Below are 24267 nucleotides of genomic sequence, written 5' to 3'. Positions count from 1 at the left end.
CAGAATAGGTCCTTTGAGCTACTCCAGCATTTGTTGAATACGTTTGTTATACGCGTTCTGCAAAGTTGTAGTAGCTCATTTTTTGCAAGGTTGTTTGCAGAGAATAACTTGGAGCGCTCTTGTCATCAGGGAAGTACCAATTACCATCAGAGCCAAGTGTGGTGTAGTGACCAACTCCGGGGAGTTTCTCGCCAATAACAATCTGTGCCTTTTGGAAGTCTGTAAGAGGAGCCCCTATGGCGTTGAGCATATGACTTGCAAGACTTGATGCGGCAGTAAATTTCTGATCATTTTCTTGTGTATTTCCAGCAACATCATAATTAGCCCACATGACATACTGAGTCTGATAGAGACGAGCAACATGCGCCGCTTGTGGTTCATTCTTAAACCAGGCGTCGTTATATGCTGTAGTGAATGAAGGCTGATGGTCACCAAAAAATACCAATACAACAGGTCTATCAAGCTGCTTGAGTTGTTCTACAAACCATTGCAAATCTTCATCGGTACGCTTCATAGAACCTAGGTATTCGTTGAGTTCATCGGTTAGAGCCTCATTGCCAAAATCAGGTGTATATCCAGGACGATACGAGTCATCAACTAAATGCTGAGAATAGCCTGAGTGATTTGCGAGAGTTACGTCCAAAATAAATTGTGGATCCTGATTATCGTAGAGTAGCTCAAGAATTTTTTGATAGGTTGCTTTGTCAGATGGCCATTCTCGCCAGGTTTCTGCATCACTAAATGAATCCCCAGAGATAAATGAATTAAATCCAAGAGTTTCATAGGCGTTTTTACGATTCCAATTGTTTGGATTATAGGCATGAATTGCGGTTGAGGTATATCCCAACTTATTAAAAATATGCGGCAGGGAATCAACATCGGTAAAATCATAAAGCGAGTAAGCATTACCTTCGCCAACAAAATAGCAAGACTCGCCGGTTAAAAATTCAAACTCAGTATTAGATGTTCCGCCGCCATAGGTGGATACGAGTAAATCTCCAGATTGAAGTGCATCGGTCATGCCATTGGTAATAAATTCCTCGCCTGTATAGCCTGAGTGCAGTCCATCAAAATGAGCAAGATTTGTATATGCTTCGTTCATTATGGCAATGACAGTAGGATTATTCTTGTCAAATTGTGCCTGAGCAGATTTACGTTCTTTCGAGGCGCCGATGGATTTGTTGTAGGCTGATGCATAAGAGTCAATAAGCTTTTTTGCATCCTTTTTGGTGTAGCCTGCAGGCTTTTTAATCTTGAGGTCTTGGCACTCAGAAATAAAGGTAAGAAGTGATCCTTGAGATTGATAGGAAATCCATGTTGACCAATAAAAGGTTTGAACACCTAAATCCCTATACACAGGAATTGTTGTTATGGCTATACAGAGGATAAGAAGCGCTATTCCAGTAATGGTGTTTTTCCAAAAAGTAGTAAGTTGCGGTAAACGGAAGCGTGTGTGATTTGTTGGAGGCTCTGTTGTCGAAGCAGAACTATGAGCCTCTGCAAAATTATAAGCGTTATCTTTATTGATAGGAGTATTGGCTGTGGGCGTCGCAAAAGTTAAGGGGAGAGGATAGAGCCAAGAAGATAGGGCAAATGCACAGGACATATACACTGCAGACCAGTACACTTCTTCCGTAATGTAATACACAAATCCATTGGCAACAGAAGCAGCAGTTTCTAATGCCAAAAAATCAGATGGAATTACTACCGTGGACTTAAAGCGTAAAAGAAAGTAACAACCAAGACCAAAGCCAAAGAAGGTAAAACTCAGTAGTGGCATGAGCGTGCCATGGCGTTGGGCAACAAAATAGAGCGTGGCAAGAAAAAGTGACGTAAGCGCAATGCCGGCAAATACAAACGGCAGTTGAACAGTCTCAAAAATTTGAGGGTTTTGAGCGTACTCCAAAGATAAGCAGGAAAGAGAAGCAATACAAATAATGAGTAGGGTAGTTCGTAACCCTAGCAACATACGAACCAGAATCTGTTTTGGATGAGAGTTGCTTTGCGCAAATTTTTGAATAAGGTTTTGTGCAGCCTCGCGTATTGAAGTTCGAAAAACTATCAGCAATCCTGCTGAGAAAATCGCAAGATTGCTTAGCTTGAATACACTTTCTGTCAAAGATGTGAGCTCTAGAACAAGCATAACAGCCATAGCACTAAACGTACCAATGATGGGGATGAGCCATGCAAAAGTTCCTAGATAGATATGTTTATGTGATTTCTTACGCTGCCAGCAGATAAGCAAGGAAAGTGCAAGAAGCGTTAGCGAAAGCACAAAAGGGAGTATTGACCAATGAGCATGAAGCATGGTCAAATCAGTCATATTTTTTCAACTCCAAGGAAGGATTTACTATAAAAAGCAAAGTTCTTTTAGTATAACTATTTTGACTTTTATTACAGGCGTTTATGTGTCTGACGCAAAAAATTTTTTGAGGGGGACTTTGTGCTTCGTATTAATCATGCAGTTTTGCACGGTTTTGAATTAGAAATAGGCGAGTGTGATATCTCGCAGCGTGAAATAGATCTTGAGGTTAAGCAAACTAAATCTTACGTGACACGAAGTGTCCGTCGCATTTTGGCAAATGCAGAATCAAAACACGGTCAATTTGCAGAAAGCTCGTCATTTAAAGATGAACTTGTGCACTACTTTGCCGGACAGCGTGAATTTCTTGATGTTTCCGCAGATATTGCACTGAGTTTTTACGATGTACTACACAAGAGTGAAGACTTAGACGCCTGCGATTTACTAGTGGTTGATTTTGTTGATACGGGTGATATGAAAATCAAACAACAAGTTAGTAATGATATAGATTCACTTGTAGTGCCAAAGACGGAAGATGCCTACGATAGTGAGGGTAGCCGTGGCTTTGCATTGCTACTCCTGCCCCGCAGGCAAGCATTCATACATGATGTCCGCAATATGGAGGGTCAGGCGTATAACGATATTGTTCGTCACGATTCTACCTTGCCTAACCCATCCCAGAAGATCGATACCTATGCTGTGGTTAAGGGTAGCAATTTAGACATTGATTTTCATGATGTTGAGCGTGTAGTTATGGGCAAAAAATCTTATATCATTCCAGAGGTTTTGCTTAAGTGTTCTTCCATTGCTTCTAGCAAAGAGGTTGTGACTACGGTAACTAAACTGGTGGAGGATGTTGCGCAGGAATACGGTTTGGAACCGGCTGTTGCTGCGGCTAAGGCCAAATCTTATGTTATTGAGCAAGCAAGTGCTGCGCGCGATGTAACGCCTGCAGAGGTGGGTCAGGCTGTATTTGCTCAGTCCAGTCCCGATGCTGCACAACGCTATGAGCACGAGGCAACCACGGAGTTGCTTCCAGAGCGTGTAAGTGTGGCAAAGTCTACTGCCAAGCGCTTGGCTAAAAATCATCGCATCCGAACGGATACGGGTATTGAGATTAGTTTTCCTTCCGAATATGCGGGTTCATCAGAATTTATCTCCTTTGAGCGCGGTGATGATGGCAAGATTTTTATTGAGATAAAAAACATTGGAAGTATCGAGAACCGTTAAAATCGTCCATTGGGCGAATAGTACGTACACTTGCCTAAAAAGTGCGTAAAACTAAGCACGGTAGTTATTCTCATTGGAACTGTGGAATCCATGGTGGATGTCCACAAAAGAGAAAGAAGTTCTTATGATCAACCTTACTCGTCGTAACTTCTTGGGAGCTAGTGCTGTTGTTGCTGGCCTTGGTATGGCTGCATGTAGCAAGGGCGGCGATGATGTTAAGCCCGCAGATGCTGCAGATACTAATACGGTAGAGGCCGTTGGTGCTCCAGAAGAGCTTGTCAAGGCTGCTAAGGAAGAGGGCACACTGATTGTCTATGGTTCCTGCGAAGAGGAGCACATGACAGCAGTTTGCGACAATTTCAAGAAACTTTATGGCATTGATGTGCAGGCTCAGCGTTTGTCTACTGGTGAGGTAGCTGCAAAGATTGAGGAAGAAAACGGCAAGCCCTCTGCAGACGTATGGTTTGGTGGCACCACCGATCCTTACAATGTTGTGTCTTCCAAGGGTCTGCTTGAGCAGTATGAGCCCAAGAATGCTTCTCACCTTATCTCTGATAAGTTTAAGTCTACCAACAATGATTGGTATGGTATTTATAAGGGCATCTTAGGCATTATGTTCGATAAGGAAGAGCTTGAGCGCAAGAAAATTGATGCCCCTAAGGACTATGCAGATCTTACGGACGAGAAGTACAAGGGTTTGATTTGGTCATCAAACTACAATACTGCTGGTACCGCTAAGCTTATTATCAATACCATTATTCAAAAGTATGGTCATGACAAGGGCGTTCAGTATCTTGTAGATCTTGATAAGAATATTGCCCAGTATACCAAGAGCGGCTCTGGTCCTTCCAAGGCTATCGGTACTGGTGAGTGCACCATCGGTCTTGGCTTTTTGCATGACGGTATTTATCAGATTGTTGACCAAGAGCACGATAATATTGGTTTACAAATTCCAACTTCTGGCGCTTCTTATGAGGTTGGCGCTACGGCTATTTTTAAGGGCGCATCTCATCCCAATGCCGCCAAGCTCTGGATTGAGTATGCTTTGTCTCCCGCTTGCGTAAATCGTGCTCAGGAGAACGGTGCTTATCAGTTCTTGGTAATTGATAATGCTCAGCAGCCCAAGGTTGCCGAGGAATATGGCCTAGATCCAAACAATGTGATGGATTACGACTTCGAGGATGCCAAGCAGCACACCGAGCAGTATGTAAAGGATGTAATGCAGGCTTTGGGTGGCGGCGATGATCGTTTCAAGACGGAATAGCACCTACACAACTTTGATGGCAGTAACGCCTCTGTAAGTTTGCTACTCTAAAGACCGGGTGGGCGGGGAAGACCGTCTGCCCGGTTTGACTTGCAAATACAGATGCAGCGAGTTAGGAATTAGTATGGCAAAGACCCAAAGCGCTCGGCTTGATCGAAAGAAGCTGTTGGGCGACCCGATTTTGGTTACTACCATCATCGTGTTGATTGCGTTTCTTACCCTGTTTATTTTGTATCCCCTAGCCATTCTTATGGTGGATTCCGTTGTATCGGAACAAGGGATTACCTTTGATGTGTTTCACCGTATCATGGCATTGCCTTCGTTTACGCGGGCAATTTCTAATACCTTAACGGTTGGCTTTGCGGTTGGTATTTTGTCAGCGCTTATCGGTCTTTTATTTGCGTATGTTGAGGTATATGTCAAGTTGCGTACACGCTTTATGGATGGTTTGTTTCGCGTAGTATCTATGCTTCCGGTTGTATCTCCTCCCTTTGTATTGTCTCTTTCCATGATCATGATGTTTGGAAAGAAGGGTCTTATCACCCGTGGTTTGCTGGGCATTTACGATAATAACATCTATGGTTTCTGGGGCATCTTTATTGTTCAAACCATGACGTTTTTTCCTGTGTGTTACATGATGCTCAAAGGATTGCTTAAAAACATCGATCCTTCTTTGGAAGAGGCTGCCCGTGATATGGGAGCAAGCCGTTGGAAGGTATTTACGAGCGTTACACTTCCTTTGATTTTGCCTGGTTTGGGTAATGCATTCTTAGTTTCTTTTATTGAGTCTATTGCAGACTTTGCTAATCCTATGATTGTTGGTGGCTCGTATGACACGCTCGCAACATCCATCTATTTACAAATTACTGGTGCGTACGACAAGCAAGGTGCTGCAGCGATGGCAGTTGTCTTACTTGCAATTACACTGCTTATGTTTGTGATTCAGAAGTATGTGCTTGAGGCAAAGAGTACCTCTACGCTTTCTGGCAAAGCAACACGTGCTCGTATGCTTATTACGGATAATTCCGTTCGAATTCCGCTTTCTATTTTATGTGGCGGTGTAGCAATCTTTGTTATTGGTATGTATCTGATGGTTCCTTACGGTTCATTTGTACGTTCATGGGGTTCAAACTATGAGCTCACCACTAAATGGTTTACACAGGTATTTACTAAGTATCATGGACTACAAGCCTTCCGCGATTCCTTTATGTTGTCGTTAATCTCTGCGCCTATCACAGCGCTTTTCTCTATGATTATTTCTTATCTGGTGGTAAAGCGTCGCTTTAGGTTCCGTGGTTTTATTGAAGCCGTTTCCATGTTGGCTATGGCAGTACCTGGTACTGTTTTGGGCGTTGGTTATATTCGTGGTTTCTCCAGTGGTGTTATGCATACTGGATTTATGCAAGGTTTGTATGGCACTGGCCTGATTTTGATTATTGTGTTTGTGGTGCGTTCATTGCCCACTGGTACGCGTTCGGGTATTTCCGCGCTGCGTCAAATTGATAAGTCCATTGAAGAATCTGCTTATGATATGGGTGCAGATAGTTTTACGGTCTTTATGACAGTTACTCTGCCACTTATTAAGGATTCGTTCTTGTCTGGTTTAGTTACAGCGTTTGTTCGTTCTATTACTGCAATTTCTGCAGTTATCTTGCTGGTTACACCGCAGTTCTTGCTTATCACTGTTCAAATTAACGAGTTTGCGGGCAAGGGCTCATACGGTATGGCCTGTTCATTTGCGACTATTCTTATCGCAATTACGTACGGTTCGGTTTTGTTAATGAACTGGGTCATGAAGCACTTTGGAACCAGTCAAGCACTCAAGGAGGAGTAACTCATGACTAAGCAAAAAAAAGGAATTCGCCTCGAGCATGTTTCCAAAATTTATCAAGATCCCAAAACAGGCAAAGATTTTTATGCTGTCCACGATGCTAATATCACAATCGAACCCGGTGAATTTGTAACGCTGCTTGGTCCATCTGGTTGTGGCAAAACTACTATCTTGCGTATGATTGCAGGTTTTGAATCCCCGGATGAAGGCAAGATTTTCTTGGGTGACGAGCAAATCGATGAGATTACACCAAACAAGCGTGATACCGCAATGGTATTCCAGAGCTATGCATTGTTGCCTCACTACAACATTTTTGACAATGTTGCTTATGGTCTTAAGCTTCGCAAGATGGATAAAGCTACGATTCGAGAAAAGGTTTTAAACATCCTTAAGCTTGTTGGACTTGAGGGTATGGAAGACCGTATGACCAATCAGCTTTCTGGTGGTCAACAGCAGCGTGTTGCTTTGGCGCGTGCCTTGGTTATTGAGCCCAGTGTCCTTCTGTTTGATGAGCCTCTGTCCAATTTGGATGCCAAACTGCGTGTAGATATGCGTAATGAGATTCGCCGTATTCAGCAGGAAGCGGGTATTACTGCAATTTATGTAACCCATGATCAGTCCGAGGCAATGGCTCTATCTGACAACATTATTGTTATGAAGAAGGGCCTTGTAGATCAGATTGGTGATCCTCAGACCGTGTATTATCATCCGGTTGATGAGTTTGTAGCAGACTTTATTGGTGAGTCAAACTTCCTTCATGCAACGGTTGCCGATAAGCCCACCGATGACACCGCCATTTGTTCTTTTGAAGGCCAGATGCTTGAGGTTGGGGGTTGCATACATCTTGAGAAGGGCAGTGAATGTTGTATTGTTTTGCGTCCCGAGTCTGCCACGCTTGCAGATGAAGGAGTACTGCCTTGCAAGATAGTTCTGTCGCGCTTTATGGGTCATTATCAGAACTATCAGGTTATGGTGGGTAATTCCCTTATAAAAATTACGGACTTTAACCCTCGTACGCATAAGATTTACAATGCCGGTGACGAGGCTTTTGTAAACTTCACTAAAAATGAGGTTCATGTTTTGTAAGCATAGTTTCTACATGACGTGTTAGGGTAAAGCTCCGGGTACCGCAGGGTGTTCGGAGCTTTTGTCTATCCACACCTAGAAGGTAAAATATGTATTCCTACCTCTGTCTTAACACCATTGAACCAACGGCTTTAGAGGCTCTGGGTACCAACTTTGTACCTACAGACGAGCTTAGTCACGCCAATGTTGTGCTTGTGCGCAGTGCAGATATGGGTTTGACAGTACTTCCTCCCTCACTTTTGTGTATTGCACGCGCCGGTGTAGGGACCAACAATATTCCAATTAATCGTGCCAGTGAGCAGGGTGTGGTGGTGTTTAATGCTCCAGGAGCAAATGCCAATGCAGTCGCCGAGTTGGTCATTGCAGGATTACTCATGTCTAAGAGGAATCTTTTCTCGGCAGCTACTTGGGTTACACAAATAGTGTCTGAATCTAATGCTTTAGCAGAAAACAAGTCCTTGGAACAAGTAATAGAATCAGCAAAAAGTACTTTTATTGGACACGAAATTACTGGCCAGGTACTTGGTGTTGTTGGTTTGGGTGCTATTGGTGTGCTAGTCGCTAATAAAGCTGTTGCTTTGGGTATGAGAGTGCTTGGTTATACACATAGTGATATACCATCCACCCTTAGCAGTCGTGTGGAAGTGATAACTAACCTCGATGAACTGCTTGCTAATGTTGATGTTTTGAGTTTGCATGTTCCTGCCACGCCAGCAAACCACCATCTGCTATCAAAAAAGCGTATGGCATGCCTAAAGCCAGGCTGTACGATAGTGAACTTTGCTCGTGCCGAGCTTGTGGATGAAGGAGTACTTGCGCAGGTACTTAAAACTGGTCAGGTAGGTGCCTACGTGAGCGATTTTCCCAATGCAACATCTATACAGATGCCTAACGCGTTGTTGCTGCCACATTTGGGTGCATCTACGTATGAAGCTACAGCAGCATGTGCACATATAGCGGTGCAACGTGTGAAGAACTATCTGTTAAATGGTTGTATTGAACAATCAGTTAACTTTGGGACGGTTGATTTGGGCCCTCGTAATGGGGCTTCTCGTATGGGTATATTTTATGCAAATCAGGGTGAAGACCAGAAAATTATTCAATGCTTGTGTAATGCGGATGTACAAATAGGACGTACTGCTGCAAGTTTTAATCAGACGGGATATGTGCTTATAGAGGCACAGGGCAACTTGCGTGCACAGTTAGGAGTTATCATGCGGATGAGCGGTGTAATACGCGCGCGCATCATCGACGAGTAGGGGCTTTTGCGTTACTCTTACAAAGTTGTCTTTTAAGGAGTTTTATGTCTGTATTACCTCTTCAATTGCTTGCCCCGGCCGGTGGTCCTGAACAACTACACATGGCACTACATTTTGGTGCCAATGAAGTTTTTTTGGCTGGTAGGCAGTGGGGGATGCGTGCGCGCAGTAAAAACTTTGATAATACGCAGCTTGAAGAGGCCGTGCAGCTTGCGCATAGTAAAGGCGCTACCGTTCATCTTACGCTAAACACCATCATGCGCGATGGGGATACAGATGATTTACCTCACTACCTAGATTTTATCAACCAAATTGGTGTTGATGCAGCTATTGTGGCAGATTTAGGCGGCATGGCTTTAGTACAAAAATATGCTCCCAAGGTTGAATTACACGTGTCTACACAGGCATCCGTTATGAATGCATTAGCAGCAGAGCAATACATGCGATTGGGTGCCAAACGCCTCGTACTTGCTCGAGAAATGACTTTAAAGGAAATCTCTGAGCTGCACCGTCGTGTAAGTTCTGAACTTGAGCTGGAAGTCTTTGCTCATGGCTCCATGTGTATGGCGGTATCGGGTCGTTGTTTTTTGTCAAGCGAGCTCGTAGGGCGCGAACGTGGTGCTAACGTAGGTGCGTGCACGCAACCGTGTCGCTGGGGCTGGACGTTGGTGGAGGAATCTAAGCCAGATACACGCCGTATGGATTTAGAACAGGATGACAAGTGGAGTTATATTCTGTCTTCCAATGACCTGTGTATGCTCGATCATTTGGATGATATTGCTGCCGCAGGTGTTACTGCTATTAAAATAGAAGGACGCGCTAAAGGTGCCTATTATACGGCTTGCGTAACCAATGCCTATCGTCATGTTTTGAATGGTGAACCAGCTGAGGTGTGGATGAGTGAGCTGGAAGCTGTAAGTCACCGTCCATACTCTACAGGTTTTTTCTATGGCAACCCCACACAGAATCCTGGCCATATAGATTATGTTCGCGATCGGCTTATGGTTGCTACGGTGATTTCTTGTGCCGATAAACCCAATGAACAGGGCATGTACGAGGTTCAGGTTCACTGTCGTAATAAAGCGCAGGCGTCCGATCAACTCCAGGTTTTATCGGCAAACTATCCTATTCGTGAATGCGTACTTGGTACAGCCGAGCAGTGGAATGGCTATGATTCGTACATCCCAACTCAGGTAATGTCGCGCGCTATGGGAACCTATAAAATAAAGCTTCCCTTTGTGGTAGATCCACTTGATATTTTATGCCTTAAGCAGCGAGGAATGTGACATGACCCAGTCATTACTTATAAAGCAGGCGTATGAATTAGTAGATGCAGAGAGTGCTTGGCTGCCTGCTCTAGCTAATGTAGCTGCACTTTTATGGGAATCTATGGATGATGTCAGTTGGGTTGGCTTTTATCTGCGCCGCAGTATTGCTATCACTTCTGAATCAAGTAGCCTTTCCGAACTTGTATTGGGACCTTTCCAAGGAAAAATTGCGTGCACGCGTATTGCATGGGGCAAGGGCGTATGTGGTACTGCAGCCGCAGCCAACACAACACAGCTTGTTACAAATGTCCATGAATTTCCAGGTCACATTGCCTGTGATTCCGCCTCAAATTCTGAAGTGGTCGTGCCTATGCATAATGGAGCTGGTGAGGTAGTAGCAGTTTTAGATATTGATTCTGCAAGTTTATCGCGTTTCTCGATAGAAGATGCAACTCTGTTGGAGAACTTAGTAGCAACTATCGAGAAGAGCATTGATTGGGCTTGTTTTACACCTTTTTGCTAGTTGGAAAGGCTGCGGCGTTAGAGAACTTCCCAGCCACAACGTTCCATATCTACGCGGCCATCATCTAAAAATTGAATTCCCTCCGCTTCTAAAAGGTTGCGCTGGGCATCTGGTCCTCCAAAAGCAAAGCCAGAAGCCAAAGAACCATCTTTGAATACCACGCGATGGCAGGGGATAATACCAGGTTGCGGATTAACATGTAGGGCAAAGCCAACAAAACGAGCATTACGTGGTTTGCCAACCAAACGAGCTATTTGTCCATAACTAGCCACTCTACCTGCTGGTATTTGCTTAACTACTTCATAAACTTGCTTGTTAAATTGACCCATTTTACTCAACTCAGCTTAGATTTTTAAGTTTTTATTCCTCTGTCATGTGCACTGTCTGACCGTAGGAGTAGTATACAATATAGAACAGTTGTTTGGATGGGGAGGCAAACCGTGGAAGTTCAGACTAATAAGCGTGAAGCTGTATTTTTTGCTCAGATATTAGGCCTGCTCTAGGGTTTATCATCAACTCGTCATACTCCTATGGAACAACCTCAAAAAACATATCTGTGTATTGATCTCAAATCATTTTATGCCTCGGTAGAGTGTCTTGAGCGCGGTTTGGATCCATTTACTACTAACTTGGTGGTGGCGGACCCAACACGTACAGCAAAGACTATTTGTCTGGCTGTTTCACCTGCTATGAAAGCTCTAGGCGTCCCCGGTCGTTGTCGTGTGTTTGAGATTCCAAAACATATTCACTACATCATGGCACCGCCGCGTATGTCTTTATACATTAAACGTTCGGCTGAAGTTTATGGTGTATATCTCAAATGGATTGCCAAGGAAGACATTTTTGTCTACTCAATTGATGAGGCGTTTTTTGACATCACAGGCTATCTTTCTATGTATGGCATGACAGCACGTGAGTTGGGAGAGGCTATACGTGCAGACGTTGCACATACCTTAGGTATTACTGCTACCTGTGGTATGGGCCCTAATTTATATCTAGCAAAAATTGCTTTAGATATCTCTGCCAAACATCGTCCTGATTTTTTTGGTGAACTTACCGAGCAAAGCTATCGAGAAACCTTATGGCATCATATGCCACTTACAGACTTTTGGCGGATTGGACCTGGTATTTCTCGCAGGCTCGCTGCTATGGGAATCCATACCATGGGGCAATTAGCTGCAGCTCCAACAGAGCCGTTATACCAAGAATTTGGTATTGATGCAGAAATTCTTATTGATCATGCTTGGGGTATAGAGCCTACAACTATGGCACATATTAAGAACTATAAGCCGCGTACACAGTCTTTTTCGACAGCTCAGGTTTTCAGCCATGACTACACTCCACAAGATGCACTTATCGTATGTAAAGAGATGGCAGATCAGCTTGCTTTACAGCTGGTAGAGCAGCATAAGCAAGCGTCGGGGATTTCTTTGTATATTGGATATGCTGCCAGTAAAGATGAGCGCGAACTTATTAAAAAGTCTATTGCTTTGCACCAGCGGTTGGGACCTTCATCTACTGGCAGTTACAGCTTTGTGGTACCTACGTCTTCTTCGAGTCACATTCGTAAGATGGTAACCCGTCTATTCGCAGACAAATGCCTAACAAATCGCAGGATACATCGAATAGGTCTTGCTGCCAGTAATGTCATTGATGAGCAGGCATCGGGCACACAGTTTGATTTATTGGCTGATACACAACAATTATCTGAAGAACATGCTATGAGCCAAACTGTTAATGATGTAAAGAAGAAGTTTGGTAAAAATGCTCTGCTCCGTGGCATTGATTTATTGCCACAAGCTACTGCCCGTGAGCGCAACTTGCAGATTGGAGGTCATCGTAGTGGAGAAGAAGGATAGGACATGCCAGTCATTTGCAGAGGACATGCCGCAACATGTACCCATGTCTTTAGCAGATCGTGCAAAAATATTTCAGCCTTTTGAGCCGCTTAAGGGCTTTGCAGATGCATTGCGTGAACAAGAACAAATAGCTGAGTTTGAAGCGCTTGTCGGAGACGGTGTTCATCGAGTATCGGATGATCCTATGAGGTCAGAAGACCTCATAGAGGTGCAGCCTATTTGGGATGAAAAACTCGGTTGGCTTAGTTAATTGCGTTAAGAAACTTTACTATAGCGTAGGGTTTCTCATTAGGAGCATTAAGACTTACCGTTGTGTCTTCTTTGCTGGTGTAGACTACCGGAACAATGGTATCTCCTAGCATGGCAGCAGAGACATACTGTACTAATATGCGCTTAGCTTTAATAGAATCTCCAGCTGCAGCACGAGCAAATTCAACGTATTGTGCATTGTTTACATGGTGGTTGGTGTCCAAATGTTGGGCGCTTACCACAAATGATGGCTGAGCTACCCCTTCCAAGTGCGTATCAATGCGTAGTTTACGCGACATCTTTGGCATATCCAGCGGTGTTTCTGCTTGTGCAATGTAGGGCCCCCATTCCTCTTCAGGAGGTACGATAGGGGATTGTTTGGCAAAGTCAAACATAAACCATAGTGAATCTGCGCGAATGTACTCAAAGCCATCGGGTGAACAAATGGTAAAGTTGCGATGAGCAAAAACGCCCTGTATCTGTGTGGGCCAGGTGCTCACCACAATATCCTGACCGTATTGGGGCATTTGAGTAATTTGAATTTGCCAGCCAGCAATAAGCCATGCCAGTTGCTTTTGGGTTAGATGGTCTAAACCAACTCCCAACTCATCCGTTTGGAAGAGTGCACAATCCTGCAGATAATTGATAAGAGAAACCAATGACAAGTTACCTTGCTCATCAGTTTCGCTGTAACGAATGCGGGAAGAAAATGAATACAAGCTATAACCTCTATTTCTTATTCACTCCGAAGTGCTTCTACGGGATCTGCTGCCGCGGCAGATCTAGATGGAATAATACCAGCTATAACGGTTAAAACAATAGAAATTAAGATAAGAATAAGTGCAGAAGCTGGCGCAAGCTGCATGATGTTACGAACGCCGTTAAGGTGCTCAACAAGAGCGTTGATAGGGATGGAGAGTCCCACAACAACCAAGATGGCAAATACGCCAGAAATAAGTCCTTCAATAAAGGTTTCTGCGTTAAAGACATTGGCAACATTGCGCTTTGATGCGCCCATAGCACGTAAGATACCAATTTCTTTACGACGCTCTAGTACAGAAATGTAAGTAATGATGCCAATCATAATGGAACTTACTACAAGAGAAATACTGACAAAGGCAATCAATACTAAGGAAATCATGTTAACTATATTGGTAACCGAGGACATGAGCGTACCGGTAAGATCACTGTAGGTAATGCTGCTATCTGATTTGCCTTCTGCGTTGCGTTTTTCATTATACGAATCAATTTCAGACAGAATCTTGGATTTTGCTTCAAAATCTTTAGGGAAGATTTCGATAGTAGTGGGTTTATCGAGCGCGCGATAACCAAGCTTAGTGAGATTTGAATCATATGAATAGCGATTTGCGGAAGAAAGGCTGTTAAACACAGCCATAAGCTCTTCTTGTGTCATATTAAAGTGAATTGCATTGGCAAAAGCAGAAGGATTAAAAGTAAAGGCGCTTTGTAACGTTTGAGCACTGTTAGCCATGTTGCTTTGTAAAGCTTCAGCCAAGCCGCCCATAGCCACCGTCATTTGAGATTGCAAGGCAGAGCTCATTTGCTCCATCATGCTTTGAGCAGCTCTTTGTGCAAGGTCACCCATCTGCTGCTGCAAGTAAGGAATGAATTGCTTGTTAAAGTATTCTTCTGCAAAAGGTTGGACGCTCGTTTTAAGAGCATCACCCACAAGAGAAGAAACCTGACTTAACTGAGCTTGTACTGCTGCGGATTGCAGGTAGGCAGCAAGATCTGCAGAAAGATCTGTTTGTGGCGTTAAAGATTCACCAGGGTGTTGGGTATACCACCAAGGCAAAAAGCCATTAGCAATCTGTCGAAGCATATCGGTAATTTGCTGTTGCTGTAGAGGATCGAGAGTGTCTAGCGCTTGACCGAGCTTCTCAAAATCAGGCTGCGGAGCACCTTGTAACAAACTCAAGAGCATGTCAGGTGTAATAGATTGAGTAAGCGCATTAGTATCTAGGTTTAAAGCAGAGGGATCAAAGTTCATCGTAGTGGTATCAAAAGTGGAAAAATCAAGCGTGGAGCTTAAGCTCGAGAGCTTAGAGGTATCAAATGAGAATGCGGAAGCAAGCATCTTTTGATCAACAGAGAATAACTTGCTCAAATCAAAGCCCTTGTTGGCATTATTTTTAAGTTCCTCAAAAGTTTTACCGGTAAAAACGTCAATCTCGGGATGGTCAATCTGCTGTTTAACAATATCTGTTTGTGCATTGTCATCCATAAGTTTGTGCGTTAAAGCTGTGGTGTATGCAATACCTTGAGATAAAGAGCCAACAGATTCTCCTTCTGCAGGTCGGATAACACCTACAACTTTAATGGTAATTCCATTATCAATAGCTTTGCGCATGTAGGTCTTATCGCGAGACATGTCAGACCAGGTATTAGTAGAAGCATTAAATTGATATAAATTGGTTTGCTCAACCACCTTATACGTGAGTTTAAGTGCATCGTCATACGTAAATGTAATGTTTTTAGCAGCGCTTATCGTAGATTTTTGGTCTTTAGATAAATTGCTTAAAAGATCACGAAAGATGTCAGGATCAAGAACACCAATGTTGTAGAGGGTATAGTCAGATAACTGACCATCATTATCTAAAACCAAAACGGCTTCATCATATTTTTTTGGCCAGTCACCAGCAACAACATCATATTGGGAAGCAAGCATTTCTTGGTTATCAATCAGCTCTTGGAATGAGTCAGTACTTGAACTACCAAAGCTGGCAGATAGACCCATCATAGAGCTGCCTTCAGAATTAGATTCAAGTACTTTACCTAAAGGCAAGGTACTTGCGTCGGGTGCAGACAAGTAAAACTTGGGAGCAATGCCGTACTTGTATTGGATGGCATTGGAATTATTTTTAATGTTGCTATCAGAGGACTCGATATATTTTTTAAATCCAGGTAAGTCATTCTTCTTAACAGTATCAAACATGGAAGAAACATCTGAAGTAATGCCAATGTGGTTATCTTGAACATTTTGTTGCTTATCTTCGGAATTAGCTCGCGCCATTGTGGTAAGCAGTTTGGTAAAATCCGCTGCGTTCTCATTAATCGTCAGCGGATAAGAGGACATGGCATTTTCTTCTGTTTTGGCAATGTAATCATTTACTCCATTGGATAGTGCCAGGATAGCTGCAATACCAATAATGCCAATCGAGCCAGCAAATGCTGTCAAAATAGTACGGCCCTTTTTAGTCATAAGGTTGTTTGCCGATAAACCCAGTGCCGTCAAAAAAGACATTGATGCTTTACCTGTTTTTTGAAGCTTCTGGACTGGAGATATACTCTGTAGTGTGCCGACACTATTTATTTCGGCAACAGTGGGAGGCATGGAGTCATCAACAATTTTACCATCCTGCAAACGAATGATGCGTGTTGCATAATCCTGAGCAAGCTCAGGATTATGAGTAACCATAATAACCAGACGATCATGTGCAACCTCGCGCAGTAGGTCCATAATCTGAATGCCGGTTTTTCCATCCAACGCACCTGTGGGCTCATCCGCCAAAACAATGTCTGGATCATTTACCAGAGCACGAGCAATGGCAACGCGTTGCATTTGACCGCCAGATAGCTGGTTAGGCTTTTTGTGGGCATGCTCTTTAAGTCCCACACGATCCAGTGCGTTAAGAGCACGCTCCTTTTTTTGCGAACCCTTCTCGCCAGAAAGCGTAAGAGCAAGTTCTACGTTTGACAAGATGGTCTGGTGGGGAATCAGATTATAACTTTGGAAAACAAAGCCTACATGGTGATTGCGGTAGGTATCCCAATCCTTAGCTTTATATTGTTTGGTGGAGACACCGTTAATAACAATCTCTCCACTGTTTGCATGGTCAAGACCACCCAAAATATTGAGCATAGTGGTTTTGCCCGAGCCGGATTGACCAAGAATGGCTACAAACTCGTTATCTCTAAAAGTGGCAGAAATGCCATCGAGTGCGGTTTGTACAAAAGAACCTGTGGTGTAGGCCTTGCGAATATCTTTTAACTCAATCATGTAATCCAATTTCCACGAAAGGTATGGTTGTCATAATCCTACCCCCGGAAAACCAAATTAGACGAGTTCTAGCGCGAATAAATATAGTTATGCAGTTCGTACATAATGCGGTTTTTGGCGTAGCCAAAATACAAAGCTAGTCCGAGCTCGCGCTCTACGCTGCAGAGAAAATCGACGGAGGACAAGACAAGTAGGGTGGCTGCTACAAGACTTAAGGTATGCGGTTCAAATACATGTAACGATTGTATAAGTGCTGGTTGTAAGAGGTGTACGCAAGCTACGGAGAAACCGCCAAACAGAAGCGTTGCTGGCGCGCAAATATAACCTTTGTAGTTAAGAGGCATGTGCGAGTAATTCCACCAACGCTTACCAAAGCCAATGAGAAGAGCTCGTGCAGTGGCAAACTCAATACAGGTAGCCAAGAGTGCTCCTGCCACAAAAAGTAGTACAGGGTTTTCAATCCATCCCAAGATCAGCACACTGCCCATAGCTCCAGCGCCATAGATAGGGCAGATGGGACCAAATAAAAAGCCGCGGCGCTCAAAGCGCTTCTCGATAAACGAACAATAAACCGTTTCCCAAATCCAGCCGCAAAAGGCATAGATAAAGAAGCTTATGACAGCAACAGAAACTAGATTCATCATAGTTATGCCTCCAGTTCCCTCAAAAGCGGCCAAGTCCAAGGATCTTTGACAAAAATTTCGTAGGTTGAACAAGCCTTATCAATAAGACAAATAATAAGACCCTCACGGTATTTGGGAGGAATAGGCGTGAGTGGAAACATGTGGCGTCTAATGGCGTTTTGCGCGCGCTCAGACAAATCAAAATCTGCCATGGCATTGCGCAATGCCAAACGAGGATGAGAAAAGCCGTGAAGACCTTCGGGACAGGCATCTTTGACATGCCAATCGTAAAGGTAGTAGTCGTGTAACAGCGCTGCTGTTACCAGGTCATTCTCGTTACAAGTGATACCTAAGGTGCGTACAAAGAGCAATGAGTAGTAAGCAACAGCCATACAGTGATCAAGGGTGGTTGTGGCTCCATGTTGAATAAATTGGTCCATGCTGCGAACGCGATGATGAGACAATACAGGTGCCGCAAGCTGGGCAAAGTCATTTGTGATGTTTGCAAATTTCATATGATATCCTCGCTGCATTGCCTGCATACGTACTGTTGTATATGACATAAATTTATTTCTTTACATAATATTATTTCCTAAAATGGAAATAAGTCAAAAAATGTGACTTAAATGTAATAAAACTTGCTATAGTGAGATATACAAACAAAAGTTGCGCACAATTGTGCAAGAACGTTTTGATGGAGGCAAAACAATATGGCGTCGGTCAAAAATCAGTTGGATATGCGTGTTATTAAGACACGTCGTGCAATTAAAGATGCGGTTGTATCCCTTATGGCTGAACGCGATTTGTCTCAAATTACTATTAAAGATGTTGCTGATCGTGCTCTTATTTCTAAAAAGACCTTTTTAGCGCATTACAACAACGTATTTGCTGTTGTGGATGAACTACAGGATTGTGCGGTTGCATCTATCAAGGATGCATTTGGTGGAGACGCTATAAATTTCTCGGTAGATTATATTGTGGATGTGCTTATGCAGATTCGTGTCTTGGCTACCGATAAAACTTCGGAGCTTGGCTGTTTACTCAATTCGCGTGTACATGACCAGCTTATGGAGCGTATTCGTGAGTTTTTGGAAGCACGTATTGTGGATGCTAACAAAGCTAAAAAAGGGATTGTTTCGGTTGCAGGATTTGTTTCTGGTGGCGTAGTTGCTATTTTGCAGCGGTGGTTAGGATCAGATACGCAAACACAATCAGCAGAAGAAATTGCCAATACGGTAAATTCCTTGGCAGCCGCAGGTTTGGCTTCTTTAGGAGAATCGTCTACTTCAACTAAATAGATAAACTCGTGGAAATAAGATAGTGCCTTACATAGGTATGCATATGACGGTAGTATCTATATTTGCTACTAAAGTCCTGGGATGAGGGGCGGGTTGTGAGCATTTCCAGCAAAGATATGCGCGAGGCATTAGTGTGCGCTGCTCCTGTCATGATTGGCTATGTGTCTATTGGTATTCCCTGTGGCATTTTGGAAAGCGCCGCAGGACTGGGTCCTTGGGTGATTTTAGTTGCATCATTATTGTTCTATTCTGGTGCAGGGCAGTTTATGGCTGCCAATATGCTTATGGCAGGTTCACCTATAGCGTCCATTATTATGAGTATCTCTTTTGTTAATACACGTCAGATGCTGTATTCTGCCGCCCTTGCTCCTCATACAAAGCATGCAGGCAAGCTCACAACTCTGCTGTTTGCGTCTACTGTAACGGACGAGAGCTTTGGTATAAATCTGGAGCATTTTACTGATAACCCCTCATGGAATCCACAAAAAGCAACGCTGGTAAATGTGTTTTGTCACTGTTCATGGATTGCGTCAAATATGATGGGCTGTTTGGTGGGCAACGTTATTTCCATCCCTATGAATATTGCGTCGTTTGCCATGACTGCAATTTTTGTCTGTCTGTTGTTTACGCAACGCATAGATAAGCGTGCAGTAGTTGTCGTGGCAGTGTCTATGGCTGGTGTTTTTGCGTGCAAGTGCCTTGGTTTGACCGGTCCTGCAATTTTACTAGGCGCGCTTTTAGGTGTTTGTTCTGGTGTTTTGTACGATAGGATGCTGGGAGAATGAGCGTAAATGATTTTTTCATAGTGTATGGTTGTTGTGCCGTCACTATGTTTTTGTTTCGAGTTATGCCTATGCTTATTCTTAAGGGCAAAGCGGTGCCAGAAAGCATAAATGAGATACTAGGGCTTATTCCTACTGCTGCGTTTGCAGCACTCGTTGCTAATGATTTGCTATCTCCTCATATGTTCGAGAAGGGTCTATGGAGTGGCATAGCGCCACTGATTGCTTCTGCTTTGGTAGTTATAGTGGCTCGTAAGACTCGTTCACTGGTATGGTGTGCAGTTGTTGGTGTTATTGCCTACGCTTTTTTGCTGATTTTCCACTTTTAGATAAATGGATTAGGAACTATACGTGAACCAGGAAGATTTTTGTCGGGTTGTGCAGCCTGATCTGCATAAAAACTTACCTCATCTACAATGAGGCGATTGGCTTTTTCAAGCACACGGACACTATAGCTAGTAATGTTATGTGCCATGGGATCGCCATCGATTTGTAGCGCCATAGGGTTACTTGCTTGGACTTGAATACACTTGCCCTTAAAGCTTTCTATCATGGGTCGCTCAAGTACCTTGCCCGTCTTGTCTAAAATGGATGCCACAACAGAAGGTAAGAGCTCGACAGTTTGATTTACCTCAAGCACAATGAGATCAAGTAGACCATCGGTCATAGTGTTTTCTGGCACAATGTTAATATCACCCTGAATCATGGCATTGTTGGCTACAATGCAGGAAATGCCATCTCGTTCAAACGTTTTATCATCAACGGTAATGATGAAATGAGAAACCTGTGGATTGAGCGTTTGAACTGCGGCAGCAAAGTAGGCAGCTTCACCTAAGGTAGACTTGTTTTCCGCTGCCATGCTCATAAACTCACCGTCATAGCCCAAGCCAGACATGAGACAAAATCCTTTAGTATGCTTGTGGCCTTCTTCGTCAGTCCATGACATTTCACCAAGGTCTGTGGTAATGGTTCTCCCAATGCGACATGCCCGTGCAATAGAGGCTGGGTCGGGCGCATTACCCAAATTGAGGAACAACAAATTAGAGGTGCCAGAAGGAAATACACAGGTAGGAATCTTGCTATTGCGCAAGTAATATAAAAGTGATGCCATGGTGCCATCGCCACCAGATAACACTATAAGGTCAAAATCGTTTGCATCTGATAAGACATTTTCAGGGATAAAATCGGATGTAGGGATGCGCAAAACAGCCTCATCACCCTGTTCAACCAGTGCACGTTCAAACTCGTAAATTGCATCCGAGCCAAAACCAGACATCTGATTGTGAATGATAAGAGCACGCATTAAAAACCTCCTACGCCTACATATCTATGCGACATACCTTAGCTATGATACTAGCGAAGTATTTTTATTGCCGAAAGGAATTAATGTATATCTCTGAATTCTCTCAGATGGAGGAATTTATTGCTCGTGCTCGTGCCGAGAAGGTTGTAGCGGTTGATACGGAATTTATTCGCGAGAAAACCTTTCATCCGCGCCTATGTTTGATTCAAATTGGGACTTCTCAGGAAACTGCAGCCATTGATCCTTTGCTTATTGAGGATTTAACGCCTGTGGCAGAGCTTTTGGCGGACGAATCTGTGGTTAAAATTTTTCATGCCTGCGGGCAAGATTTGGAAGTTATTGATTATGCACTTGGTGTGGTGGTGCATCCCATTTTTGATACGCAGATTGCTGCAGCATTTTTAGGTCACCGCATGCAAATGGGCTATGGTGCGTTGGTGGAAGCATATACGAATGTTCACCTACCAAAAGCAGCGTCGCTCACAGATTGGTCTCGTCGGCCTTTAGATGGTGAGCAGATGGAGTATGCAGAGGATGACGTACGTTATTTACCTCGCATTTACCAAGAAATGACCAAAATGCTTATTGCCCAAAATCGTTTGGGTTGGGTTATGCCAGAGATTGAATCTTTGTGTAATCCTCAACATTGGCGCATGGCTCCGCGTGAGGCATATAAGCGTCTTAAGCGCTCCAATTCACTTACGCGCAAACAGCTTTCTGTGGCGCGTGAGGTATGTGCTTGGCGTGATTCTATGGCCGATGCACGAGACATTCCACGTAAATGGGTGTTGTCTGACGAGACAGTTGTGGAGATTTGCAAATCAGCTCCTAGCACTATGCATAAGCTACAACGTATTCGTGGTACCGAGCAACTCAGTTCACTTGACTGCGAAGAGATCTGTAAGGCAGTTTCCATTGGTGTGCAGTGCTTGCCACATGATATGCCTGCTATCCAACGTAAGCCACGCCCGTCTTCCAATATGGAAAGTGTGCTCGATTTGATGTATGCCATGGTTCGTGTGGTTGCCGAGAAAAGTGGTGTAGCTACGCAGCTTATCTCGACACGTGATGATTTGTATGAGTTTGCTACTCATCCTCAGAAGTCAAGTCTTTCTCAGGGCTGGCGCTATGATTTGGTGGGTAAGCAGCTGCAAGCATTGCTAGATGGACAAACAGGATTAACGGTCAAAGATGGTCGGATTGAGCTGCTGTAAATACTGTCTGAGCACTATGCTCTAATGTGGGTACAAACAATATATTCGTACAAACTTACGGATATACCATTTGGTTTGAAAGGATTTTGCGATGCCATATTACCTCATGGGTGGCGATATTTCATACGTGCTGTTGATAGTTGTATCCACTATTTTGGGTTTAGGTACTCAAGCTTATATTAAGAGGACCTATGCCCGCTGGTCGCAGGTAGATGCTAATACTGCACTTACAGGTGCAGAGGTTGCGCGCAATATGCTACAAGCAGGTGGCGCATCAAATGTAGGTATTCAGTCCATCGCTGGGGAACTTACAGATAATTTTGATCCACGCACTAATGTACTTAATCTTTCGGATGCTAATCGTATGGGTGGTTCGGTTGCTTCTATTGCAGTGGCATGCCATGAGGCGGGTCATGCAGTGCAATTTGCAAAAGGCTTCATACCTATGAAGATCCGCAGTGCTTTAGTCCCAGTTGTGCAATTTGCTTCTGGCGCATGGATGTATCTGTTTTTTGCGGGCATTATGTTTAACCTTGTAGGCCTTATGCAGCTAGCAATTATATTGTTTGCCGCATCGGTAGTGTTCCACTTGGTAACGCTTCCCGTAGAGATTGATGCTTCTCGTCGTGCCGTCAAATACATCTCTTCTGGCGCTTCTGGTTTAGATGAGATGGCCGAGAAGGGCGCAAAACAGGTATTGACTGCTGCTGCTCTTACCTACGTTGCTGCTGCGCTTGTTTCTATTTTGCAGCTAGTGTATCTGCTCTCAAGATCTTCAAGGGATTAGTGTGTGGTAGAAATGGAAAACAAAAACACACTTACTGTTTCTCAGGCCATACACTTAGCCAACAAAGCTGTGGGATCTATTCCTCTGTTGAGCGTTGTGGGTGAGGTATCTGGTTTTAGGGGACCCAATAGCCGTTCGGGTCATTGCTATTTCCAAATCAAGGATGCCGTTTCCACTATGGAAGTTATTGTATGGCGTGACATCTATAGAAATTCGGATGTTCATTTGGAAGATGGCCTTAAAATCCAAATGACAGGTTCTTTTGATGTGTATGAAGCTTCTGGTAAGTTGAGTTTTAAAGCAAAAACACTTGAGGTAGCAGGCGAGGGTTTACTACGTCAGCAGGTTGCCGCCTTGGCTAAAAAGCTAGAGGCAGAGGGTCTTATGGACTCTGTGCGTAAGCGTAAGATTCCCGCCTTTTGTACACGCGTAGCGGTAGTAACTTCACTTTCGGGCAGTGTTATAGAAGACGTGCGTCGTACGTTGCAGCGCCGTAATCCCTTAGTTGAACTTTTGTGTGCTGGTTGTTCAGTACAAGGTGCTACAGCAGCGCCAACAATCATACAGGCGTTACAGATAGCTGCGCAAGCGCAGCCAGATTGTATCTTATTGGTTCGCGGTGGAGGTTCGTATGAGGACCTTATGTGCTTTAATGACGAGGCTTTAGCGCGTGCTGTTGCAGCCTGTCCTATTCCCGTTATTACAGGTATTGGACATGAGCCAGACGTCACTATTTGTGACATGGTGTCAGATCGGCGCACCTCTACACCAACCGCTGCTGCAGAAAGTGTGGCTCCTGCAATTTCAGAGATTGTGGTGGCAATAAATAATAGGCAAGACCGCCTTGCAAACGTTATGGCAAATATGGTTATATCTGCAAAAACAACAGTAGATGCTTGTGTTCATCGCACAACACTTGCCATGCAAAGTCGTCTATCGGTAGAGAAAACACACCTCGATGCCCTAGCAAAGCACCGTTGCCTTACTGATCCGAGCTCCATTGTGGATGATCGTGTGAATGCGCTTCTGCAAACAGAGCAGCGCTTAATGGATGCATTACCTCGTGTTGTGGAACAGCGTTTGCGAGATGTTTCTCATTTGAGTACACGCCTTACGAGTGTGGGTGCTCGCATGACACGTCCATATGTTCTCGCGCTTGATCGGCAAGCTGCTTTTTTGCAGGCACTTTCTCCGCTTAATGTACTTTCTCGCGGCTACGCTATTGTTCGCACGACATCAGGGTCTGTAGTAAGTGATGCAAGTCAAGTTTCTCCTAATGACAATCTAACGGTTATGCTGAATGCAGGCCAGTTGGATGTAACCGTTACCAAGACTCAGGGCAAATCTTCCACAGAATAGGAGCACCAA

General features: G+C 43.9%; 22 protein-coding genes. 15 read left to right on the top strand and 7 right to left on the bottom strand.

The window, feature by feature from the left end:
- Positions 1-46: 46 nt before the first annotated feature.
- Positions 47-2323, bottom strand: coding sequence for an LTA synthase family protein (locus G469_RS08605; protein ID WP_035425417.1), 2277 nt, complete (start codon positions 2321-2323; stop codon positions 47-49).
- Positions 2324-2443: 120 nt separating this feature from the next.
- Here G469_RS08605 and G469_RS0106465 point away from each other — a divergent pair, with 120 nt between their 5' ends.
- The 7 genes from G469_RS0106465 to G469_RS0106435 all read left to right on the top strand — a co-directional run bounded on the left by G469_RS0106465 (position 2444) and on the right by G469_RS0106435 (position 10763).
- Positions 2444-3532: a nucleoid-associated protein gene (locus G469_RS0106465; RefSeq protein ID WP_028264363.1), complete on the top strand. Its 1089-nt coding sequence runs from the start codon at positions 2444-2446 to the stop codon at positions 3530-3532.
- Between the two features lie 124 nt (positions 3533-3656).
- A complete protein-coding gene (locus G469_RS0106460) occupies positions 3657-4796 on the top strand; it encodes an ABC transporter substrate-binding protein (protein WP_028264362.1) in 1140 nt (379 codons plus the stop codon).
- 124 nt (positions 4797-4920) lie between these two features.
- On the top strand, positions 4921-6630 hold the full coding sequence (locus G469_RS0106455; RefSeq protein WP_028264361.1) for an ABC transporter permease: 1710 nt from the start codon (positions 4921-4923) through the stop codon (positions 6628-6630).
- Positions 6631-6633: 3 nt separating this feature from the next.
- Positions 6634-7713, top strand: coding sequence for an ABC transporter ATP-binding protein (locus tag G469_RS0106450; RefSeq protein ID WP_028264360.1), 1080 nt, complete (start codon positions 6634-6636; stop codon positions 7711-7713).
- 89 nt (positions 7714-7802) lie between these two features.
- Positions 7803-8972, top strand: coding sequence for a 3-phosphoglycerate dehydrogenase (locus tag G469_RS0106445; RefSeq protein WP_028264359.1), 1170 nt, complete (start codon positions 7803-7805; stop codon positions 8970-8972).
- A 44-nt stretch (positions 8973-9016) separates the two neighbouring features.
- On the top strand, positions 9017-10258 hold the full coding sequence (locus G469_RS0106440; RefSeq protein WP_028264358.1) for a U32 family peptidase: 1242 nt from the start codon (positions 9017-9019) through the stop codon (positions 10256-10258).
- A 1-nt stretch (position 10259) separates the two neighbouring features.
- Entirely contained in the window at positions 10260-10763 is a 504-nt protein-coding gene (locus tag G469_RS0106435; protein WP_028264357.1) for a GAF domain-containing protein, read from the top strand.
- A gap of 17 nt (positions 10764-10780) precedes the next feature.
- On the opposite strand, the gene G469_RS0106430 is transcribed toward G469_RS0106435, so the two are convergent.
- Entirely contained in the window at positions 10781-11092 is a 312-nt protein-coding gene (locus G469_RS0106430) for an MGMT family protein (protein ID WP_028264356.1), read from the bottom strand.
- Between the two features lie 201 nt (positions 11093-11293).
- Between G469_RS0106430 and G469_RS0106425 the strand changes: the two genes are divergently transcribed.
- Together G469_RS0106425 and G469_RS08600 are read left to right on the top strand one after the other, a co-directional pair.
- On the top strand, positions 11294-12622 hold the full coding sequence (locus G469_RS0106425) for a Y-family DNA polymerase (RefSeq protein WP_028264355.1): 1329 nt from the start codon (positions 11294-11296) through the stop codon (positions 12620-12622).
- The gene (locus G469_RS08600) at positions 12606-12872 is read left to right on the top strand and encodes a hypothetical protein (RefSeq protein ID WP_156908411.1); all 267 of its coding nucleotides are present in this window, start codon (positions 12606-12608) and stop codon (positions 12870-12872) included. Before G469_RS0106425 ends, G469_RS08600 begins: the two co-directional genes overlap by 17 nt.
- Here the strand turns inward: G469_RS08600 and G469_RS0106415 are convergent.
- From G469_RS0106415 to G469_RS08590, 4 genes are all read right to left on the bottom strand, one after another.
- Complete coding sequence (locus tag G469_RS0106415) at positions 12865-13590, bottom strand: acyl-[acyl-carrier-protein] thioesterase (protein ID WP_028264354.1); 726 nt, start codon at positions 13588-13590, stop codon at positions 12865-12867. The genes G469_RS08600 and G469_RS0106415 overlap by 8 nt on opposite strands.
- Positions 13591-13607: 17 nt before the next feature.
- Positions 13608-16892, bottom strand: coding sequence for an ABC transporter ATP-binding protein/permease (locus tag G469_RS0106410; protein ID WP_028264353.1), 3285 nt, complete (start codon positions 16890-16892; stop codon positions 13608-13610).
- Positions 16893-16960: 68 nt separating this feature from the next.
- A complete protein-coding gene (locus G469_RS08595; protein WP_051353807.1) occupies positions 16961-17536 on the bottom strand; it encodes a putative ABC transporter permease in 576 nt (191 codons plus the stop codon).
- Between the two features lie 2 nt (positions 17537-17538).
- Positions 17539-18030 carry an HD domain-containing protein gene (locus G469_RS08590; RefSeq protein ID WP_035425415.1) on the bottom strand — a complete coding sequence of 164 codons (492 nt, stop codon included), beginning with the start codon at positions 18028-18030 and terminating at the stop codon, positions 17539-17541.
- Between the two features lie 195 nt (positions 18031-18225).
- Between G469_RS08590 and G469_RS0106395 the strand changes: the two genes are divergently transcribed.
- From G469_RS0106395 to G469_RS0106385, 3 genes are all read left to right on the top strand, one after another.
- The gene (locus G469_RS0106395; protein WP_028264352.1) at positions 18226-18813 is read left to right on the top strand and encodes a TetR/AcrR family transcriptional regulator; all 588 of its coding nucleotides are present in this window, start codon (positions 18226-18228) and stop codon (positions 18811-18813) included.
- 95 nt (positions 18814-18908) lie between these two features.
- A complete protein-coding gene (locus G469_RS0106390; protein ID WP_245579128.1) occupies positions 18909-19598 on the top strand; it encodes an AzlC family ABC transporter permease in 690 nt (229 codons plus the stop codon).
- On the top strand, positions 19595-19924 hold the full coding sequence (locus G469_RS0106385) for an AzlD domain-containing protein (RefSeq protein WP_028264350.1): 330 nt from the start codon (positions 19595-19597) through the stop codon (positions 19922-19924). The genes G469_RS0106390 and G469_RS0106385 overlap by 4 nt, the downstream gene beginning before the upstream one ends.
- On the opposite strand, the gene G469_RS0106380 is transcribed toward G469_RS0106385, so the two are convergent.
- Entirely contained in the window at positions 19921-20898 is a 978-nt protein-coding gene (locus tag G469_RS0106380; protein ID WP_028264349.1) for a diacylglycerol/lipid kinase family protein, read from the bottom strand. The genes G469_RS0106385 and G469_RS0106380 overlap by 4 nt on opposite strands.
- 83 nt (positions 20899-20981) lie before the next feature.
- On the opposite strand from G469_RS0106380, the gene rnd reads away from it, so the two are divergent.
- The 3 genes from rnd (at position 20982) to xseA (ending at position 24258) form a co-directional block, all read left to right on the top strand.
- Positions 20982-22112, top strand: coding sequence for a ribonuclease D (gene rnd / locus G469_RS0106375; RefSeq protein ID WP_028264348.1), 1131 nt, complete (start codon positions 20982-20984; stop codon positions 22110-22112).
- Between the two features lie 91 nt (positions 22113-22203).
- A complete protein-coding gene (locus tag G469_RS0106370) occupies positions 22204-22899 on the top strand; it encodes a zinc metallopeptidase (protein ID WP_028264347.1) in 696 nt (231 codons plus the stop codon).
- Between the two features lie 12 nt (positions 22900-22911).
- The gene (gene xseA, locus G469_RS0106365; RefSeq protein WP_035425611.1) at positions 22912-24258 is read left to right on the top strand and encodes an exodeoxyribonuclease VII large subunit; all 1347 of its coding nucleotides are present in this window, start codon (positions 22912-22914) and stop codon (positions 24256-24258) included.
- Positions 24259-24267: the final 9 nt, after the last annotated feature.

It is taken from the genome of Atopobium fossor DSM 15642 (assembly GCF_000483125.1).
Classification (GTDB): domain Bacteria; phylum Actinomycetota; class Coriobacteriia; order Coriobacteriales; family Atopobiaceae; genus Atopobium; species Atopobium fossor.
The sequence above is the reverse complement of the archived record's forward strand: the minus strand, read 5'-3'. Positions and strand labels throughout refer to the sequence as shown.

Excerpts from the sequence above, each read along its gene's own strand:
- G469_RS08605 (WP_035425417.1), bottom strand. The coding sequence starts at position 2,323 with ATGACTGATTTGACCATGCTTCATGCTCATTGGTCAATACTCCCTTTT.
- G469_RS0106460 (WP_028264362.1), top strand. The coding sequence starts at position 3,657 with ATGATCAACCTTACTCGTCGTAACTTCTTGGGAGCTAGTGCTGTTGTT.
- G469_RS0106455 (WP_028264361.1), top strand. The coding sequence starts at position 4,921 with ATGGCAAAGACCCAAAGCGCTCGGCTTGATCGAAAGAAGCTGTTGGGC.
- G469_RS0106450 (WP_028264360.1), top strand. The coding sequence starts at position 6,634 with ATGACTAAGCAAAAAAAAGGAATTCGCCTCGAGCATGTTTCCAAAATT.
- G469_RS0106445 (WP_028264359.1), top strand. The coding sequence starts at position 7,803 with ATGTATTCCTACCTCTGTCTTAACACCATTGAACCAACGGCTTTAGAG.
- G469_RS0106440 (WP_028264358.1), top strand. The coding sequence starts at position 9,017 with ATGTCTGTATTACCTCTTCAATTGCTTGCCCCGGCCGGTGGTCCTGAA.
- G469_RS0106435 (WP_028264357.1), top strand. The coding sequence starts at position 10,260 with ATGACCCAGTCATTACTTATAAAGCAGGCGTATGAATTAGTAGATGCA.
- G469_RS0106430 (WP_028264356.1), bottom strand. The coding sequence starts at position 11,092 with ATGGGTCAATTTAACAAGCAAGTTTATGAAGTAGTTAAGCAAATACCA.
- G469_RS0106425 (WP_028264355.1), top strand. The coding sequence starts at position 11,294 with ATGGAACAACCTCAAAAAACATATCTGTGTATTGATCTCAAATCATTT.
- G469_RS0106410 (WP_028264353.1), bottom strand. The coding sequence starts at position 16,892 with ATGATTGAGTTAAAAGATATTCGCAAGGCCTACACCACAGGTTCTTTT.
- G469_RS08595 (WP_051353807.1), bottom strand. The coding sequence starts at position 17,536 with ATGATGAATCTAGTTTCTGTTGCTGTCATAAGCTTCTTTATCTATGCC.
- G469_RS08590 (WP_035425415.1), bottom strand. The coding sequence starts at position 18,030 with ATGAAATTTGCAAACATCACAAATGACTTTGCCCAGCTTGCGGCACCT.
- G469_RS0106395 (WP_028264352.1), top strand. The coding sequence starts at position 18,226 with ATGGCGTCGGTCAAAAATCAGTTGGATATGCGTGTTATTAAGACACGT.
- G469_RS0106385 (WP_028264350.1), top strand. The coding sequence starts at position 19,595 with ATGAGCGTAAATGATTTTTTCATAGTGTATGGTTGTTGTGCCGTCACT.
- G469_RS0106380 (WP_028264349.1), bottom strand. The coding sequence starts at position 20,898 with ATGCGTGCTCTTATCATTCACAATCAGATGTCTGGTTTTGGCTCGGAT.
- rnd (WP_028264348.1), top strand. The coding sequence starts at position 20,982 with ATGTATATCTCTGAATTCTCTCAGATGGAGGAATTTATTGCTCGTGCT.
- G469_RS0106370 (WP_028264347.1), top strand. The coding sequence starts at position 22,204 with ATGCCATATTACCTCATGGGTGGCGATATTTCATACGTGCTGTTGATA.
- xseA (WP_035425611.1), top strand. The coding sequence starts at position 22,912 with ATGGAAAACAAAAACACACTTACTGTTTCTCAGGCCATACACTTAGCC.